Annotated in this window: 15 protein-coding genes; 6 read left to right on the forward strand and 9 right to left on the reverse strand. The window is 70.7% G+C overall.

Features of this window, described 5'->3' with window-relative positions:
- Positions 1 to 8 precede the first annotated feature (8 nt).
- The 7 genes from V7053_RS07245 to V7053_RS07275 form a co-directional block, all read right to left on the reverse strand.
- Positions 9 to 722 carry a GntR family transcriptional regulator gene (locus V7053_RS07245; protein ID WP_334171598.1) on the reverse strand — a complete coding sequence of 238 codons (714 nt, stop codon included), beginning with the start codon at positions 720 to 722 and terminating at the stop codon, positions 9 to 11.
- Positions 719 to 2,227 (reverse strand): fumarylacetoacetate hydrolase family protein, encoded by a 1,509-nt coding sequence (locus V7053_RS07250; RefSeq protein WP_334171599.1) that lies wholly within the window; start codon positions 2,225 to 2,227, stop codon positions 719 to 721. The genes V7053_RS07245 and V7053_RS07250 overlap by 4 nt, the downstream gene beginning before the upstream one ends.
- Before the next feature lie 240 nt (positions 2,228 to 2,467).
- The gene (locus tag V7053_RS07255) at positions 2,468 to 3,286 is read right to left on the reverse strand and encodes an alpha/beta fold hydrolase (protein WP_334171609.1); all 819 of its coding nucleotides are present in this window, start codon (positions 3,284 to 3,286) and stop codon (positions 2,468 to 2,470) included.
- 5 nt (positions 3,287 to 3,291) lie between these two features.
- Positions 3,292 to 3,621, reverse strand: coding sequence for a biotin/lipoyl-containing protein (locus tag V7053_RS07260; protein ID WP_334171600.1), 330 nt, complete (start codon positions 3,619 to 3,621; stop codon positions 3,292 to 3,294).
- Positions 3,614 to 4,729 (reverse strand): alpha-ketoacid dehydrogenase subunit beta, encoded by a 1,116-nt coding sequence (locus V7053_RS07265; protein ID WP_334171601.1) that lies wholly within the window; start codon positions 4,727 to 4,729, stop codon positions 3,614 to 3,616. The genes V7053_RS07260 and V7053_RS07265 overlap by 8 nt, the downstream gene beginning before the upstream one ends.
- Positions 4,722 to 5,708 carry a thiamine pyrophosphate-dependent enzyme gene (locus tag V7053_RS07270; RefSeq protein ID WP_334171610.1) on the reverse strand — a complete coding sequence of 329 codons (987 nt, stop codon included), beginning with the start codon at positions 5,706 to 5,708 and terminating at the stop codon, positions 4,722 to 4,724. Before V7053_RS07270 ends, V7053_RS07265 begins: the two co-directional genes overlap by 8 nt.
- Before the next feature lie 455 nt (positions 5,709 to 6,163).
- Complete coding sequence (locus V7053_RS07275; protein WP_334171611.1) at positions 6,164 to 7,459, reverse strand: amino acid permease; 1,296 nt, start codon at positions 7,457 to 7,459, stop codon at positions 6,164 to 6,166.
- Positions 7,460 to 7,828: 369 nt separating this feature from the next.
- Here V7053_RS07275 and V7053_RS07280 point away from each other — a divergent pair, with 369 nt between their 5' ends.
- The 6 genes from V7053_RS07280 (at position 7,829) to V7053_RS07305 (ending at position 14,685) form a co-directional block, all read left to right on the forward strand.
- The gene (locus V7053_RS07280) at positions 7,829 to 8,299 is read left to right on the forward strand and encodes an Lrp/AsnC family transcriptional regulator (protein WP_334171602.1); all 471 of its coding nucleotides are present in this window, start codon (positions 7,829 to 7,831) and stop codon (positions 8,297 to 8,299) included.
- Positions 8,300 to 8,819: 520 nt separating this feature from the next.
- Positions 8,820 to 9,569 carry an NUDIX hydrolase gene (locus V7053_RS07285; RefSeq protein ID WP_334171603.1) on the forward strand — a complete coding sequence of 250 codons (750 nt, stop codon included), beginning with the start codon at positions 8,820 to 8,822 and terminating at the stop codon, positions 9,567 to 9,569.
- Entirely contained in the window at positions 9,566 to 10,909 is a 1,344-nt protein-coding gene (gene nadA / locus V7053_RS07290) for a quinolinate synthase NadA (RefSeq protein ID WP_334171604.1), read from the forward strand. Before V7053_RS07285 ends, nadA begins: the two co-directional genes overlap by 4 nt.
- Complete coding sequence (gene nadB / locus V7053_RS07295; RefSeq protein ID WP_334171605.1) at positions 10,906 to 12,537, forward strand: L-aspartate oxidase; 1,632 nt, start codon at positions 10,906 to 10,908, stop codon at positions 12,535 to 12,537. The genes nadA and nadB overlap by 4 nt, the downstream gene beginning before the upstream one ends.
- A 58-nt stretch (positions 12,538 to 12,595) precedes the next feature.
- A complete protein-coding gene (gene nadC, locus V7053_RS07300; RefSeq protein WP_334171612.1) occupies positions 12,596 to 13,531 on the forward strand; it encodes a carboxylating nicotinate-nucleotide diphosphorylase in 936 nt (311 codons plus the stop codon).
- On the forward strand, positions 13,528 to 14,685 hold the full coding sequence (locus tag V7053_RS07305) for a cysteine desulfurase family protein (RefSeq protein WP_334171606.1): 1,158 nt from the start codon (positions 13,528 to 13,530) through the stop codon (positions 14,683 to 14,685). Before nadC ends, V7053_RS07305 begins: the two co-directional genes overlap by 4 nt.
- A gap of 197 nt (positions 14,686 to 14,882) precedes the next feature.
- Here the strand turns inward: V7053_RS07305 and V7053_RS07310 are convergent, their stop codons facing one another.
- Positions 14,883 to 16,388 (reverse strand): HNH endonuclease signature motif containing protein, encoded by a 1,506-nt coding sequence (locus V7053_RS07310; protein WP_334171607.1) that lies wholly within the window; start codon positions 16,386 to 16,388, stop codon positions 14,883 to 14,885.
- 78 nt (positions 16,389 to 16,466) lie between these two features.
- A complete protein-coding gene (locus V7053_RS07315) occupies positions 16,467 to 16,961 on the reverse strand; it encodes a GtrA family protein (RefSeq protein WP_334171608.1) in 495 nt (164 codons plus the stop codon).
- Positions 16,962 to 17,231 lie beyond the last annotated feature (270 nt).

Here is a 17,231-nt window from a genome sequence, read left to right on the forward strand (position 1 = left end):
CGGATGGTTCAGAGGGTGGGGAAGCTGGGGTGGGCGTCCGTCCGGGCGAGGTACGCATCGAGGGTGGCCGAGCGGTGGCGTCGCGCCGCGAGCTCGATCTCCGCCGTCGGGGCACCCCGCTCGATGAGCTGCAGGAGCTCTTCGTGCTCGGCTACGGACTCGCCTGCGCGCTCGGGGACGAAGCTGAACGTCGAGCCGCGGAGGGCCGTGAGCCGGTTCCAGCCGCGGTGCACGAGGTCCAGGATGTGCGGATTCGGGCAGTGCTCGAACAGCACGCTGTGGAAGTCATGGTTGAGCTGCGTGAACTTGACCGGGTCGAAATTCGCGGGGAAGTCCACGAGCATCGCCTGCATCCACCCGTTGACTTCGCGCGCGGCGTCGAGCTCGGAACGGCCGACGGCGGGCGCGGACAGCGCCGTCGCCGCGCCTTCGACGAGGCTCAGGGTCTGCATCGTGTACAGGTACTCGACCGGGTCGATGCCCGCGACGGTGGCCCCGACGTTCTTCTCGAACGTGACGAGGCCCTCGGCCTCGAGCCGGCGGACGGCCTCGCGGACGGGCACGACGGAGATGTCGAGCTCGGTCGCGACCTGGGCGAGCACGAGGCGGGATCCCGGACCGAGCTCTCCCGAGACGATCCGGCCGTGGAGCCATTCGTAGGCGAGCTGGGACTTGCTCAGGGTGGGGGACGACGCCGCCGCGGCCCCGGCCGGGGCGCTCATTGCGTGGCCCCTGCCGTGCTGGACGTGCTGGAGGCGTCGGCCTCGTAGCGCGCACGCCATTCGGCGTTCATGGGGAACAGGCCGTTGACCGGGTTGCCCTCGGCGACCCGCTCGGCGACCCACGCCTCCTCGCGTTCCTGGGCAGCGGCGTCGTCCGCGACCTCGTGGACGAACTGCGGCGGGATGACGACGATGCCGTCCTCGTCGCCCACGATGACGTCGCCCGGCTGGACGGCGGCCCCGCCGCACGCCACGGTCTCGTCGACGGCCCACGGGACGTGCTTCCGCCCGAGGACGGCGGGGTGCGCGTTCGAGCCCCATGCGGGGATGTCCATGGCCGAGACTGGACCGAAGTCGCGGATGCCGCCGTCGGTGATGATCGCCTCGGCGCCGAGCACCTGCGCGCGGAGGGCCAGGACGTCGCCGAGGGTGCCCGAACCCTTTTCGCCGCGTGCGTCCATGACGAGGACGTCGCCGGGACGGAGCGAGTCGACGGCGCGCTTCTGGGCGTTGTAGCCGCCGCCGTGGGTCTTGAACAGGTCTTCCCGCGCGGGGATGTAGCGCAGCGTCCGGGCCGTGCCGACGATCTTCGCGCCGGGCTTCGTCGGGATGAGGCCCTCGATGTGGCAGTTCTGCATGCCGCGCCTGCGGAGCTGGACACTGAGCGTCGCGGTGCCGACCGAGCGAAGCGTGGCCTCGAGCTCGGGCGTGAGGGCGCTGGCCGGACGGTCATCCCGCGGGGCGACCCCGGCGGCCTCGGCCGACCCCCACGCGTCGATGCGTTCGGCGTCGTTCACTTTCGGGAGGGCACCGATGGGGGAGAGGACGAGGTCGGACTGGACCACCCTATTGGAGAGGCGGCCGGTGCTCACCGGAGTGCCGTCGAGGGCGCGGCCGTCCACCTCGACCTCGAGGACGTCCCCGGGCTGGGCCACCGTGGCGCCTGCGGGGGTGCCGGTGAGGATGATGTCCCCGGGGTGGAGGGTCATGAGCCTCGAAAGGTCCGCGATGAGGTGCGCGAACGGGAAGATGAGGGTCGAGGTCCAATCCTCCTGCACGCGTTCGCCGTTGCGCCACGTGCGGACACGGAGGTTGGCGGGGTCGAGCTCCTGCGCCGGGAGCAGGGTGGGGCCGATCGGGGCGATCCCGTCGACACCCTTCGAGCGCAGGTTGGAGCCCTTGTCCGGCCAGCGCAGGTCGGCGAGCCCGGCGTCGTTCACGGCCGTCACCCAGCCGACGTGGGGCCACGCCTCGTCGATGCCTACGTTGCGGGCGCGGCCGCCCATGATGAGTGCCACCTCGCCCTCGAACGTGAAGAGCTCGACGTCTCGGGGCCGCTCGAGCTCCGCGCCCGAGAGGGCGAGCGATGTGGCCGGCTTGAGGAAGTACGAGGGGACCTCGGGGGAGCGTCCGCGCTGCGCAGCCCGGCTCGCGTAGTTGAGGTGCACCGCGATGACCTTGCCGGCGGCGTCGATCGTGTCTTGGCCCAAGCGGTCGTGTTCCACTGTTCCCTCTCCCTCGAGTTGCACTCGGGGTGAGGCGCCACGCACCGTGCCAGCCTCACACCGAATGGATCGTATACGATCATCGTATACGATCCAGTGTGCCGCGGAAGTCGGGGGTCGTCAACCCCCTTGCACGGTCTGTCTCTTGCGCGCTCAGCCCCTTGCGCCGTCAGCCCAAGCGCGCTGTGCACCCGGGCGCGCTGTGCACCCGGACGCGCTGTGCACCCGCGCGGCCCTGTGCTACTCGGCGAGGAACTCGATCGCCGCCTGCTTGAAGGCCCGGGCCGTCACGGCGTTGACGTGGTTCCGGCCGGGGATCAGGACGATCCGCGCTTGGGGCACCAGCGCGTGAAGGGCCTCGAGCCCTGCGGCCCGCTCGTCCTTCTCGCCTGCGGCGATGAGGATGGGCTGCCGCGGCACCGCCTCGGCGGCGTCGAACGGCTCCTCCTTGACGGCCTCGACGAGCGAGAGGAGGGCGTACATGTCCGAACCGGGGGAGGCAAGCGCCATCGTCACGAGCGCGGCGGTGGATTCGTCCGCGATCGGGGTGCCATCCGCAAGGAAGCGTTGGGCCGCGGCGAGATCGAATTCGGCGAGCGGGTCGCGCCCGCTCGGGCCGCCGAGCACGAGGCGCCGCACGAGCGCCGGCTGAGTCGCCCCGAACTCCCATGCGAGCCGCGAGCCGAGCGAGTATCCGATGACGTCGAGCCCGCTCTCGGGGTGGCCGGAAGCGATCGGGCGTGCGCCGGCGTCGGTCGCGATCTGCAGGAGGTCCGCCCTGATGCGGCTGGGCGAGTAGGAATCGACGTCCTCGGGAGCGGAACTGAGCCCGTGACCGGGGAGGTCGACGGCGATGACGCGCCGGCCGGCGTCGAGAAGCGCGGCGATCCACCCGCTCTGCTCCCAGTTGAGCGCGACCGAGGAAGCGAAGCCGTGGATCAGCAGCACCGGCGGCAGGGCGGCCGCTTCATCGGGTTCGAAGTCCTGGACGTTGAGGCCCGGGTCCGTCCCCTCGACCGTGTGGTGAGGCGCCGCTCCGGCGTGCCGCCCCGTCGCCATCGTCATCAGTCCTCGTCCAGATTCGCACTCAGCCGGACCCGGCGCTTCGGGGCCTCTTCGCTCGGCACCGTCCCGACGATCCCGGCCGTGTTGTCCGGGACCTCGAACACCACGAGGGGCTCGCCGACCTTGATCACGTCGCCGGGCGCTCCGTGGACCTTGATGACCTTGCCGGACTGTGGCGACGGCAGCTCGAGCGCGGACTTGGTGGTCTCGACCTCGACGAGCGGCTGATTGCGCTCGACCTGATCGCCCTCGGCGACGAGCCACTCGAGGACGGTGGCCTCGATGAGGCCCTCTCCGAGGTCCGGGAGGGGGAAGGGGATCTCAGCCACGCTTGTACTCCAATACTCGTTGGATGCCGAACAGGATCCGGTCGATGTTCGGGATGTACTCGTCCTCCAGGTCGCCTGATGGATACGGTACGTCGAATCCGGTGACGCGCTCAACGGGTGCCTTGAGCGCTCCGAAGCAGCGCTCCGAGATGATCTGGGCAACTTCGGCGCCGAGGCCTGAGGTGCGCGGTGCCTCATGGACGACGACGGCGCGGCGCGTCTTCCCGACGGAGGCCGCCAGGGCGTCGGCGTCGATGGGCTTGAGCCAGCGGAGGTCCAGGACCTCGATGTCGATCCCGTCCTCGGCGGCGAGCTCGGCGACCTGGAGGCAGCGGGCCACCATCGCCCCCCACGCGACGAGCGTGAGGTGACGGCCCGGGCGGGCGATGCGGGCGCCGTCGATCTGCGCGCGGTCGACGTCCGCGCCCCCGGGGGCACCGCCGTCGTCCGCTGACCGTGAAGCGGCAGCCGCGGCACCCTCAGTGACGACGGGGCCCTTCTGCCAATAGCGCGACTTGGGCTCCATGAAGATCACGGGATCGGGCATGCGGGCCGCGGCCTTGAGCAGCGAGTAGCCCTGCTGCGGGTCGGAGGGGGAGACGACCTTGAGGCCCGGCACGTGGGCGAAGAGCGCCTCGAGGCTCTCCCCGTGGTGTTCGGGCGCGCGGATGCCGCCGAAGCTGGGAACACGGAGGGTGACCGGCATCGGCAGGGCGCCGCGGCTGCGGTAGTTCATGCGGCCCAGCTGGCAGACGATCTGGTTGACGGCAGGGTAGGCGAAACCGTCGAACTGGACCTCGGGGATCGGGTGGAAGCCGGCCATCGCGAGGCCAATCGACATGCCCAGAATGCCCGACTCCGCGAGCGGCGTGTCGAAGACCCGCTCAGCGCCGTGCTTGGCGGCGAGCCCCGACGTGACGCGGAAGACGCCGCCCAGAGTGCCGACGTCCTCCCCGAGCACGAGGGCCTTCGGGTCCTCGGCCAGGATCTCATCGAGTGCCCGGTTGAGTGCGCCCTGGAGGGAGAGCTCCAGCGGTGCCGGGGACGCTGCGGTTCCGGCCATGATCGGCTCCGTTGTGCTTGCGGTCTCTGTCAGGGTCTCACTCATGCTCGGACTCCTCACGCCAGGCAGCCTTCTGCCGCAGCAGCTCGTCGGTGGGCTCTTGGAAGACCAGGTCGAACATCTCGGCCCCGGGGCGCGGGCCCAGGGCCAGCACCCCCTCGCGGACCTGTTCGGCCTCGGCAGCGGCGGCGGCATCGGCGGCGTCGAGCGTCGCCTCGACTGCAGGGCGGTCAGCCGCATCCGCGAGGATGCGCTCGCGGAGCCGGACGAGCGGGTCTGCGCCTCCGTCGGCCCGTTCGTCCTCGAGGGAGCGGTAGCGGCCGGGATCGTCGGAGGTCGCGTGCGGCCCGCGGCGGTAGGTCATGGCCTCGACGATCGCCGGGCCGTGCCCTGCGCGGGCGTGGGCGACGGCGCGGCGCGTCGCGGTCAGGACGGCGGCGGCGTCGTTGCCGTCGACTTGGAGCGCCGGGATCCCGTATCCCGCGCCGCGGGCGGCGACGCTGCCTCCGGCGACCTGCCGCTCGGTTGGGACCGAGATCGCCCAGCCGTTGTTCTGGACGAAGAACACGACGGGGGCCTTGAAGACGGCGGCAAAGTTCATGGCCTCGTGGACATCGCCCTGGCTCGAGGCCCCATCGCCGAGGTACGTGATTGCGACGCTGTAGCCGCCCTCGGGGAACTCGCCGTGGGCCTCGAGGGTCTGGCCGTGCGCCCAGCCGACGGCATGCAGTACCGAGCCGGCGACGACGGCCTGGATCGGCGCGACGTGCGCTTCGGCGGCATTCCAGAGCCCACCGTGCCAAGTGGCCTTGTGCGTGGACATGTACTCGACCATGTCCACGCCGCACGCCAGGGCCACGCCAAGCTCCCGGTAGGTCGGGAACACGAAGTCGCGGCGGGGGTCCACGGCCAGGGCCGAGCCAACCTGCGCGGCTTCCTGGCCGAGTTCCGGGGCGTAGGCCGGGACGATACCCTGACGCTGCCACGAGATCGCGGCCTGGTCGAGGTGCCGGACGGCGGTCATGAGCCGGTAGAGCTCGACGAGCTCGCTCGCGGTGACGGCGTCTGTGGGGGGAAGCTCTGCGAGCGGCTCCCGCGGTGCGCCCGCGAGACCGGCCCGGCCACCCGCCGTCGTGCGGTGTCCTGAAGTCTGCATAGCAGGACCGTAGTTTCAGCGAGCAGGCTGTGCAACGTCTTTCGATGAGGCTATACAAACTGTTTCAGACGAGCGGCTTGTGGCCCGTGTCACTCGACAGTGTGACTAGAGACAGTGTGCCTGGGGACGGTGTGCCTGGAGACGGTGTGGCTGGGGACGGTGTGGCTGGGGGCGGTGTGGCTGGGGACGGTGTGACCAAGTAGCACCCGGGCGGCAGCGTGACCGGAAGGCCGGATGACACAGAACTGCCCCGGGTTTCGGACTTTCGCTCGCGCTTCCGCGCAGGGTGATTTCCGGAACCCGGGGCAGTTCGAGGGGCTGAGCTAGGCCTTCGCCGCCGCCGAGCGTCGGCGCAGCGCGCTTCCGGCGGCGAGTACGACGACGAGCCCGAATGTGCTGAGCAGCTGCGGCCTGGAGTCGTCGCCCACGAGCCCGACGACGAAGATCGCCGCGAGCAGGACGAGGCCGAGCGACGTCAGCCACGGGAATCCGGCCATGCGCAGCGGCAGGTCGGCCCCTTCGCGGTCGGCGCGCCGCCGCAGGACGAGCTGGGAGACAAGAGCCGATCCCCAGACCATGAGGCACGTCGACCCGACGATGTTGAGCAGCACCGGGAGCACCCGATCGGGGAAGACGAGCTCGAGCACCGTCGCGACGACGCCGAACGCGACACTCGAGACTACGGCCACCGCGGGGACCCGTGACGCGGTGAGCGACGAGAGGGCCCGGGGAGCCTCGCCGCGCTCCGCGAGGGAGAATACCATGCGTGACGCGCCGTACAGGTTCGCGTTGAGAGCCGAAAGGAGCGCGACGACGGCCACGAGCGTGATCGCGGTCGCGGCACCAGGCATTCCCGCCGAGTCGAGGACGGCGGCGAACGGGCTCTTGAGCCCGCTCGAGCCCGACGGGATGACCGCGGCGATGATGAAGATCGAACCGATGTAGAACACGAGGATGCGCCACACGACGGTCCGCACGGCCTTGCCCACGCTTCGCGCGGGGTCCCGTGTCTCGGCCGCTGCGACTGAAACGATCTCGGTACCGCCGAAGGCGAAGGCGACCACGAACAGTGCCGTCGCAATCCCCTCGAAGCCGTGCGGGGCGAAGCCGCCGAAGTTCGTCAGCCCGGGGGAGCTGACACCGGGGATCCAGCCGAACAGGAGCGCCGCGCCGACGGCGAGGAAGCCGACGATCGCGGCGACCTTGAGCAGCGCGAACCAGAATTCGAACTCGCCGAAGTTCCGGACGCGGGTGAGATTGACGGCCGTGAGGGCCGCGATGAACACGAGCGCCATGAGCCATACGGGAAGTGCCGGGAACACGCTCGCGAGCAGGCCCGCCGCGCCGAGGGCCTCCGCCGCGATGACGACGACGAGCTGCAGCCACCACAGCCAGCCGACGGTCGCTCCCGCGACCGGTCCGAGCGCCCGCGCCGTGTAGACGGAGAAGGCGCCGCTATTCGGGTTCGCCGCAGCCATCTCCCCGAGCGCCCACATGACGAGGATGATGAGGCTTCCGGCGACGAGGTAGGAGATCAGGACGGCCGGGCCCGCGGCTTGGATGCCCGCGCCCGAGCCGATGAAGAGCCCTGCGCCGATCGCGCTGCCCAGGCCCATCATGGTGAGCTGTCTTGGCTTGAGGGCGACCCCGAGCGTCGACGTCGTCGTCGGGGTCGTGTGGTGGGTGCCCGCTGGTGATTCTTCGGTGCCAACTGTCGCATCTGCAGTCTGCATAGGTGTCATTGACCCTCTTTGGTTCTTCGATGGCCGCGACGGGGTGTGCCGGGCCAGGGGACGGTGACGAGAATAGCCCTATTTATCGCGCTTGTGTGGCGCGTATCACGGAGCTGAGCAGACTGCTGGCATCCGGAGTCCGCGGACCGGCTGCCCTGAGCAGAATGCGCAATGACGGAAAATTGAGGCATCAATCTGTACCATCGTGTCAGAGCTTGCGCGGCACGGGATCCGCGCGGGAGTGGGAGGTCGCTGATGCGGGTTGACGAGCTCGATGCGAAGATCGTCCGGCTGTTCACGGAGGAACAGCGCATGTCCGTCCTCGAGGCCTCGCGCATCCTCAAGGTCGCGAGGGCGACGGTTCAGGCGCGCCTCGATCGGATGATCGCGAACGGGGTGATCGCCCACTGGGTCCCGCAGCCCGAACCCCGCGCCTTCGGGTTCCCCGTGGTCGCGTTCTGCTTCCTCACCATCAACCAGGACCTCGGGCACGACGCCGTCTCGAAGGCGCTAGCCGCGATCCCTGAGGTCATCGAGGTGCATACGGTCTCGGGGGACAGCGACCTCATGGCCCGTGTCGCGGCCCGTTCGAATTCGGATCTGCAGCGCGTCCTCGACGTCATCATGGCCACGAAGGCTGTGGTCAGGTCCTCGAGCGTCATCGCTCTCAACACGCATTTCGAGGGGCGCACTCTGCCGCTGCTCGAGGCCGCGGCGCGCGGCTGACAGGGCCTCCCCGGCGCGCCCCATCCACGGGGGCCGTCCGGTGGGCGCGTTGCGTTGCGCCGTCAGCTTCGCAGGGTGGGGCACCCAGCAAAGGTGACGGCGCAACGAGAGGGCCGGGCTCGGGTGACGGCGCAACGAGAGGGTCGGGGTTCGGCTCGCAGGGCTTCCTGAGACCCCTCCCCGGGGCGCCCCATCCATGGGGGCCGTCCGGTGGGCGCGTTGCGTTGCGCCGTCAGCTTCGCAGGGTGGGGCACCCAGCAGAGGTGACGGCGCAACGAGAGGGCGGGGCTCGGGTGACGGCGCGACGAGAGCGGCACCCGGCAGAGGTGACGGCGCGACGAGAGCGGCACCCGGCAGAGGTGACGGCGCAACGAGGGCCGGGCGGCACGTCACTTTTGCCCTCGCGCACACCTCAGGCGTATCATCACTTAGAGTCATCTTGACTTTAACTCGTGGCGACGGCACTGCGGCCGGCACCGCAACCGTTCCAACCACGAGCGCGCTAGCGAAGGGAGCACCCATGAGCACGCTCTTCGCGGGTCCCTTCGGTGCGAACGTCTCGGAGCGCGCGCAGCTCCCGCCGTCGTTGGCCATCTCCACCGTGATCTTTGCGCTCAAGCCGAGCCGCGACGCGGGGAAGCCCACCCTATGGCTCCCGCTCGTCCGCCGCGTCAAGGAGCCCTTCAAGGGGCAGTGGGCGCTTCCCGGCGGGCCCCTCACGGCGACCGAGTCGCTCGAGGACGCGGCCCGCCGGAACCTCCGCGAGACGACGGGCCTCGCCCCCGAATACCTCGAGCAGCTGTATGCGTTCGGCGGACTCGACCGCGCGAGCCGGCCAAGCCTCGGCAGCCAACGGGTCGTCTCGATTGTCTACTGGGCACTCGTGCGTCCCACGGAGGCCGAGCTGCTCGTCGAGGGCGAGGGGGAGACTGAGAACGTCGCGTGGCACCGGGCTGACACGGGCGGCGAGGGCGAGGGAGGTCTCGCGTTCGATCACCGCGAGATCATCGACTACGCCCTGTGGCGCCTGCGCAACAAGCTCGAATACGCCCAGATCGCCTACCACTTCCTCGGCGAGACGTTCACGCTCGCCCAGCTGCGCGAGGTCTACGAAGCGGTCCTGGGCCGTTCCCTCGACCCCGCGAACTTCCGCCGCCAGCTCAAATCGGCCCCCCAGATCGAGCCGACCGACCAGTTCCTCGAGGGCGGAAAACACCGTCCTCCCCGCCTCTACCGCTACACCGGCCCTGCCCAAAGGAGCACAACATGACGTCCGTCGCGACCGCCATCGACCTCATCACCCGTGCCGAGGCGGAGCGCCTCGCTGGCGACGCGTCTGGGCCCCGGCCGGCCTCCGCGTCTACCGCTGGAGCGACGAGCACGTGCGGCACCGACCTTGCGAAGGGCCCCTGGGAGTTCGACGCCGCCGAGGCCCTGCGCGGGCTGCCCGCCTACGGACCTGGGGCGTCGAGCGCCGACGTCGCTCCGGCGTCGACCCCGCGCCAAGGCCAGCTCCCGCAGGAGTACAAGGATGCGAGCGACGACGAGCTGCACGCACGCATCCGCGCGGCGAAGGAGGCCCTCGGCGATCGCGTCGTCGTCCTCGGCCACTTCTACCAGCGCGACGAGGTCGTCGAGCACGCGGACTTCGTGGGCGATTCCTTCCAGCTCGCGAACGCGGCGCTGACCCGCCCAGACGCCGAGGCCATCGTGTTCTGTGGCGTGCATTTCATGGCGGAGACCGCAGACATCCTCTCGCGCGACGACCAGGCCGTCATCCTGCCGAACCTCGCTGCAGGCTGCTCGATGGCCGATATGGCGGACATCGACTCCGTACAGGCTTGCTGGGACCAGCTCGCGGAGCTTTTCGGGACGGACCCGGACGAGGACGGCCGCGTGCCGGTCATCCCCGTCACGTACATGAACTCGTCCGCCGCGCTCAAGGGCTTCTGCGGCGAGCACGGCGGGATCGTGTGCACCTCGTCCAATGCGGCGACCGTGCTCGAGTGGGCGTTCGAGCGCGCGCAGCGGGTGCTGTTCTTCCCGGACCAGCACCTTGGCCGCAATACGGCGAAGGCAATGGGCGTGCCGCTCGAGCAGATGCCGATGTGGAGCCCGCGCAAGCCGTGGGGCGGCACCGACCCTGAGATCCTCCGGGATTCCCGCGTCATCCTGTGGCACGGCTTCTGTTCCGTCCACCGTCGCTTCAACGTCGCGCAGATCGAGAAGGCGCGCGCCGACTACCCGGGCGTGCGCGTGATCGTCCACCCCGAGTGCCCCATGGAGGTCGTCGACGCAGCAGACGAGTACGGCTCGACCGACTACATCCGCAAGGCCATCGCCGCCGCGACCGAGCCGACGGTCTTCGCGATCGGGACCGAAGTCAACCTCGTGAACCGACTCGCTGCCGAGTACCCGCAGCACACCATCTTCTGCCTCGACCCGGTCATCTGCCCGTGCTCGACGATGTACCGGATCCACCCCGGCTACCTCGCGTGGGTGCTCGAGGGTCTCGTCGAGGGCGAGGTCCGGAACCGCATCGACGTCCCGGCGGACGTCGCCAAGACGGCGCGTGTCGCTCTCGAGCGCATGTTGGCGGCTCGGCCGTGACAAGCTCGAGCGGACGCCGCCTGGCGGTTGTCGGCAGCGGCGTCGCGGGGCTCTTCGCCGCGATCTCCGCCGCAGAGGCGGGGGCCGACGTCGTCCTCCTGACGAAGGGCGCGCTCGCGGACAGCAACAGCATGCTCGCCCAAGGCGGGTTCTCCGCCGTCCTGCCCGAGGGCCAGCGAGCACCCGGGGACAGCGTCGAGTCCCACGCCGCCGACACCATGGCCGCGGGCGCCCGGGTCGGCAGTCGCGCCGCCGTCGAGGTCATGTGCGGCAGCGCGGCGCGCGCCGTCGGCGCACTCCTCGGGAACGGCGTCGCGTTCGACCGAGGCCCCGACGGGCGGCTCCTCCTGGGCCTCGAGGCAGCCCACTCGTTCCCTCGCATCCTGCACGCGGGCGGGGACGCGAGCGGAGCGGGCATCACCCGCGCGCTCATGGCGCGCGTGCGCGCCCTGGAAGCCGAGGGGCGCATCGAGGTCCTCGAGCGGGCCATGGCCACCGAGATCCTGCTCGACGGCGGGGCCGTGGCGGGCGTTGAGTACCTTCCGTCCGGCGCTGGTGCCGCCAGCGCACGACGGCGCGTGGACACCGCCGCCGTCCTCCTCGCCACCGGGGGAGCGGGACAGCTCTTCGCGCAGACCACGAATCCCGCGGTCGCGACGGGCGACGGGGTGGCCCTCGCCTTCCGCGCGGGAGCGTTGCTGCGGGACCTCGAGTTCTACCAGTTCCACCCGACGGCCCTCCAGATCAGGATGGCCGACGGCACCCTCCGCTCCTCCCTCATCTCCGAGGCCGTGCGGGGCGAGGGGGCCGTGATCCGGGATTCGTCCGGGCGGCGTTTCGTCGCCGACTACCATCCGCTCGGCGAGCTTGCGCCCCGGGACGCGGTCGCGCGCGCCCTCGCCCTGCACCGTCGCGCCGGGGGAGGGCCGGCCTACCTCGACGCGACCGGTGTCGAGGGGGCGCGCGGTGCGGGCTTCCTCGCCCGGCGCTTCCCGAGTCTCGACGCCATGACCAGCGCGGCTGGATACGACTGGCGGAGGGATCTCCTGCCCATCGGGCCCGCCGCGCATTACTGGATGGGCGGCGTCGCGGCCGACCTCGACGGCGCTACGAGCGTCCCCGGCCTGTACGCGGCCGGAGAGGTCGCGTGCACGGGCGTGCACGGCGCGAACCGCCTCGCCTCCAACTCGCTCCTCGAGGGGGTCGTCTTCGCCGCCCGCGCCGTCGAGCGCTTCGTGGCGGCGCCGTCGGACGCGTGGGAGGGCCCCTCGCCCCGCCCCGGCGCGGCGCTCGCCGTCGACAACCCTCTGAATCGGGAGCCCTCGCCCGCGCACCAGCCGACACGGGCCGGACTGACCGGGACCATGGAGCGGGACGCTGGCGTCCTGCGCGACGCCGAGGGCCTCGCCCGGGCGGCGGCCGCGCTCGCCGGCCTCTCCTCGGATGACCCTGAGACCGAGAACCTCGTCCTCGCGGGCCGACTCCTCGTGGCGGCAGCCGCCGCGCGCGAAGAGTCCGTAGGGGCCCATTTCCGCCTCGACTTCCCCGAGCGCCGCCTTGGCGAGGGCTCCGGGGAGGCGGGCATCGACGTCGTCCGCCAGCCCGCGCTGGCAGGAAGGAGCGCCTGACGTGACCGCTCAGGCCACCACCCCCCTCGCTCGCGATCAACGTGTTCCGGCCGCGCCGATGCCGCTTTCCGGGATTGCGCTGCGGCGGGTCCTCGAGACGGCCTACGCCGAAGAAGCACCCCACGGGGACCTTACGTCGCTCGTCCTCATCCCCGAGTCGGCGCGCGCCACCGCCGAGCTCCGGGCCCGCGTTCCGGGCATCTTCTCGGGCGGCCCCGTCATCGAGGCCGGCTTCCGCCTCCACGACCCACAGGCCCACGTTGAGCTCCTCGCCGCCGAGGGCGAGCCCTTCGAGGCCGGGGCAGTCCTCGCGCGGGTCTCGGGGCGAGCACGAGAAATCCTCACCGCGGAACGCGTGGTGCTCAACCTCGTGCAGCGAATGAGCGCGATCGCCACCCTGACCTCGCGCTACGTCGCGCTCACCGAGGGCACGCGGGCACGCATCGTCGACACCCGGAAGACGACCCCAGGCCTGCGCGAGCTCGAACGCTACGCCGTCCGCTGCGGCGGGGGGCGGAATCATCGTTTCAGCCTCTCGGACGCCGTCATGGCCAAGGACAACCACCTCGCCGTCCTCACGGGCGGCGAGCCGGCGCTGCTCACCGAGGTGCTCCGCGCTGCCCGTGAGCGGCTCGGGCACACGACGCATTTCGAGGTCGAGGTCGACTCGATCGAGCAGATCGAGCCCGTGCTCGCCGCCGGAGTCGACACGATCATGCTCGACAACTTCACGCCCGAGGAACTCCGCGCGGGCGTCGCGCTCGTCGCTGGCCGTGCGATCGTCGAGGCCAGTGGCGGGGTGAATCTCGAGACCGTCGCTGCCATCGCCGCCACGGGTGTCGATGTCATCTCCGTCGGCGCCCTCACGCATTCGGTGGTCAACCTCGACCTGGGGCTCGACGTCGTGCTGGAGGCCGCGGAGCCCGGTGCCGCTCAGCATGTTGCTGCTGCTGCGTCCGGCGCGTCCGGCGCGTCGGAGGGGATCCGTCCGTGATCTATCTCGATGCCGCGGGCACGACTCCCGTGCGCCGCGAGGTCCTCGAGGCCATGTGGCCTTACCTCACTGGTGACTTCGGCAACCCCTCGAGCCACCATGAGCTCGGCGAGCGCGCCCGGTCCGCGCTCGAGACGGCACGCGCCGACGTCGCGCGTGTGCTCGGGTGCCGCCCGGGAGAGGTGACCTTCACTTCGGGCGGCACGGAGGCGGACAACCTCGCGGTCAAGGGGATCGCGCTCGCACGGCGGGCGGCCGATCCGCGGCGGACGCGGATCGTCGTCAGCGCCATCGAGCACCCGGCGGTCCTCGAGTCCGCACGAAGCCTCGCCCGTCTGCACGGGTTCGCGGTCGACGTCGTCCCCGTCGACGGAGCGGGACGGGTTGCGCCCGCGTCGCTGGCCGCCGTCGTCACGCAAGAGACCGCCGTGGTCTCTGTCATGTACGCGAACAACGAGGTCGGCACCGTCCAGCCGATCGCGGAACTCGCTGCGGTTGCGCACGCCGCGGGCGTCCCGTTCCACACCGACGCGGTGCAGGCCGCCGGTGTCCTCCCACTCGACGTGCACGAACTCGGTGTCGACGCCCTCAGCATCTCTGGCCACAAGCTGGGCGCCCCCAAGGGCGTCGGTGTGCTGTACGCCGCGGGCCGGCTGACCGTCGAGCCGCTCGTCGACGGCGGCGGCCAGGAGCGGGGGCTGCGGTCGGGCACGGAGAACGTCGCCAGCGCCGTGGCGCTCGCGACAGCCTTGCGCCTGGCCGAAGCCGAGCGAACGACGGCGGCGCCTCGCCTCGCAGTCCTCCGACGGGCGTTCGTCGACCGAGTGACCGAGCTCGTGCCCGACGCAGTGCCGACGGGCGACGCCGAGCAGCGTCTCCCCGGCAATGCCTCCTTCTGCTTTCCTCGGGTCAGCGGCGAATCCGTACTGCTCGAGCTCGAGCGGCGTGGCGTCGTCTGTTCATCGGGCTCGGCGTGCGCCGCAGGGTCGAGTGATCCTTCGCACGTGCTCCTCGCCCTCGGTCTCGACGCCGAGACGGCGCAGACTGCCGTACGCTTCACCCTGCCGGTAACCATCACTGGCGAGGAGCTAGAGACCGCCGCCCTCGCTCTCCGGGACGCTTATGCCGCCGTGACAGGAATCGCGCACCGATAGGGTCGGCGGCAGCCAAGCGCAGCGCGAGCGCAGCCCGGCCCACCCCAGCGCAGCGCGAGCGCAGCCAAGCACACCGCAGCGCGCCCCAGCGCAGCCAAGCACACCGCAGCGCGAGCGCACCCCACAGCCCAGCGCAGCGCGAGCGCACCCCACAGCCCAGCGCAGCGCGCGTCACGTTGGCAGTCTCAGCCGGGAACTCAGAACGGAGGCGGCCCATCTCGTTCCGGGTACGTGATGTACCTGTGGCCGGAGGGAGCTGTCCATTCAAGGGTTCCGGGCGGGGCGGAGACCGACCTGTCGGGAGCGGTGACGCTAGTGGGGGCGCCCGAGTCAGCACCGACCTGACTCACTTTCCAATGGCCCACCGTCTTGAGTCGGTGATGTTCGCGGCAGAGCAGTGCGAGGTTGTCAGTCTCCGTCGCTCCGCCCTCCGACCATTCTCGGGTGTGGTCGGCTTCCGTTGCGGCCGCTGGCTTGTCGCAGCCGGGGAAGCGGCACGTCCTGTCGCGGGCGCCTAGGAAGCGACGCATGGCGAGGGTGGGTGCGTAGCGTCGTCGTCCGATGGCGAGGGGAGCACCGGTGTCTGGATCGACCCAGAGGCGCGTCCACGTCGCAGCCTCCGAGGCGAGGAGCCTAGCGGCGTCGGCGTCGATAGGCCCATAGCCCACGATCTCTCCGGGGCACTCCGATTCTCCCGAGAGCGTCCGCGCGGGAACCGTCACAATGAGCTCGTATCGCACGCCGCCGACGGCTCCTGACGACGCAGGAGATCCTTCAGCACGCGCCGAACTGGCGCCGAGAAGGGCAGCGTCGGTCAGGAGATCCGAGAAGGCATCTGCCCGCAGCTGGCTGATGGTTCGCTCTTCCGAAGGGCTCTGCAGCGAGCGTGCGATGGCCTCCAACCGAGTATCGATCGCGGCGCCCATCTCGAGAGGGAGGTAAGCCGAGAGCCAGCACATTCCGTCTTGGGCTGGTTCGAGGTCGACCCGCCGGTGGGCGCACGCTCCTTGCTTCCGTGCCGTCAACGGATCGCCGGCATAGTTCTCGGCCAGGCGGCGCAGACGACGCCGCAGAGTTCCGTGGCCGGGGAGCTGATCAGGATCGCCCGGACAGGCAAGTGCCACAGCCTGAGCGGAGAAGGCCGAGAGGTGCTCGGGAGGGACGGGTGACGCCGCTTCGAGAATCGCGTTGACGCGGCGGCGGGGAAGATCGCCGGCGGCCATACGATCCAGAAGCGGCGCCCACGAGGGGGTTGTGAGGGTCAGGGCTTCGGCGACCGCTGCTTTCGCCGTGCGTTGGGAGATCCGGAGTGCTGCGGCGAGCTCGGAAGCAGCAACGCTGGGCGCATCGAGCCTGTGAACTGGGTTTTCCGAAGTGCCTCCGACGGCTGCCGTCAGCGCTGCAAGAACCACAGCTTTACGGGCCTCAAGCCGGGCTTGCTCCGCGTCGATCTCCTGGAGTTCGCAGACTAGGGCGTCGGCCCGCTGCGCCCGTGCCCGGGCCATGATCGCATGCGGCGAAAGAGCGGCCTCCCAGAGAGTGTCGAACTCATCACCGCCATCCTCGGGTGCGTCGAAGAGAGCGCGATCAACGTGGGGCGGCTCGATGAGGCGAGCGAGCGGGTCCGCCCAGAGATCCCAGCCGTCCTCCCCCAGGGGATCGGCTGGCCACACGGTCGGTCCGTGACGCCCCTCGATATCCATGACCCAAGTCTCCGGGAGGGGTCCGACATTTCTGCCTGCCGCCAGTTGAAGTTGCTGGCTGCGGTGTTGAAGGAGGGTTCAGGCGTTCCTCGCGCGCCGGAAGACCCAGTATCGCAGCAGCACGAAACGAGCCGCCGTTGCGACCCATCCCGCCAGGGTCGTGGTCCACAGCTCTTCGGCGATGCCAGCGTTCGGCTCGGCCCAGAGGAGGGCCCAGAGGCTCCCGCTCGTCAGCCCGAGGGCGATCACGAGGGCCACGAGACCATGGAGGTGGTCGTGGAGGCGGCCGCGGCGTTCGTGGATGTGGAAGGTGAACCGTCGATTGAGCTCGGTGTTGAGCAGCGAGGTCACGATGAGCGCCGTAGCATTCGCCGCCGTCGGACCGACCGGGAAGCGCAGCGCCGCGTAAAGGGCCACTGAGGCGGCCGTGCAGATGACGCCCACGCCCGTGAATCGCGTGAGCTGCCGAGCGACGGGACGACGGGCGGCCGCCCGGACGCGGCCCCACCGCGAAGGCGCGGTTAAGGCGTTCGGCCGGGGGCCGTCCGTCATCGTGGGGGTGGTCGGCGTCATGGCTTCAGCCTGCCACCGACTTCTGTGCCCCCGCTGTGTCGCAGCGATGCTTGCCGCGTGCCGCCTGCACGGGTTGCGCGCGGCCTGCAGCGGCCGCCTGCTGCCTACCGCTGTCCGCGTGGGGCCTGGACGGGTTGCGTGCTGCCTGCAGCGGCCGCCTGCGGCCTACCGCTGTCCGCGTGGGGCCTGGACGGGTTGCGTGCTGCCTACCGCTGCCCGCGGAGTGGTCGGTTGGCGATGATGGGGTCGGCGCCGGTGTGGCCGTTGCGG

The sequence above is a fragment of the Sinomonas sp. genome, from assembly GCF_036848755.1.
GTDB lineage: Bacteria > Actinomycetota > Actinomycetes > Actinomycetales > Micrococcaceae > Sinomonas.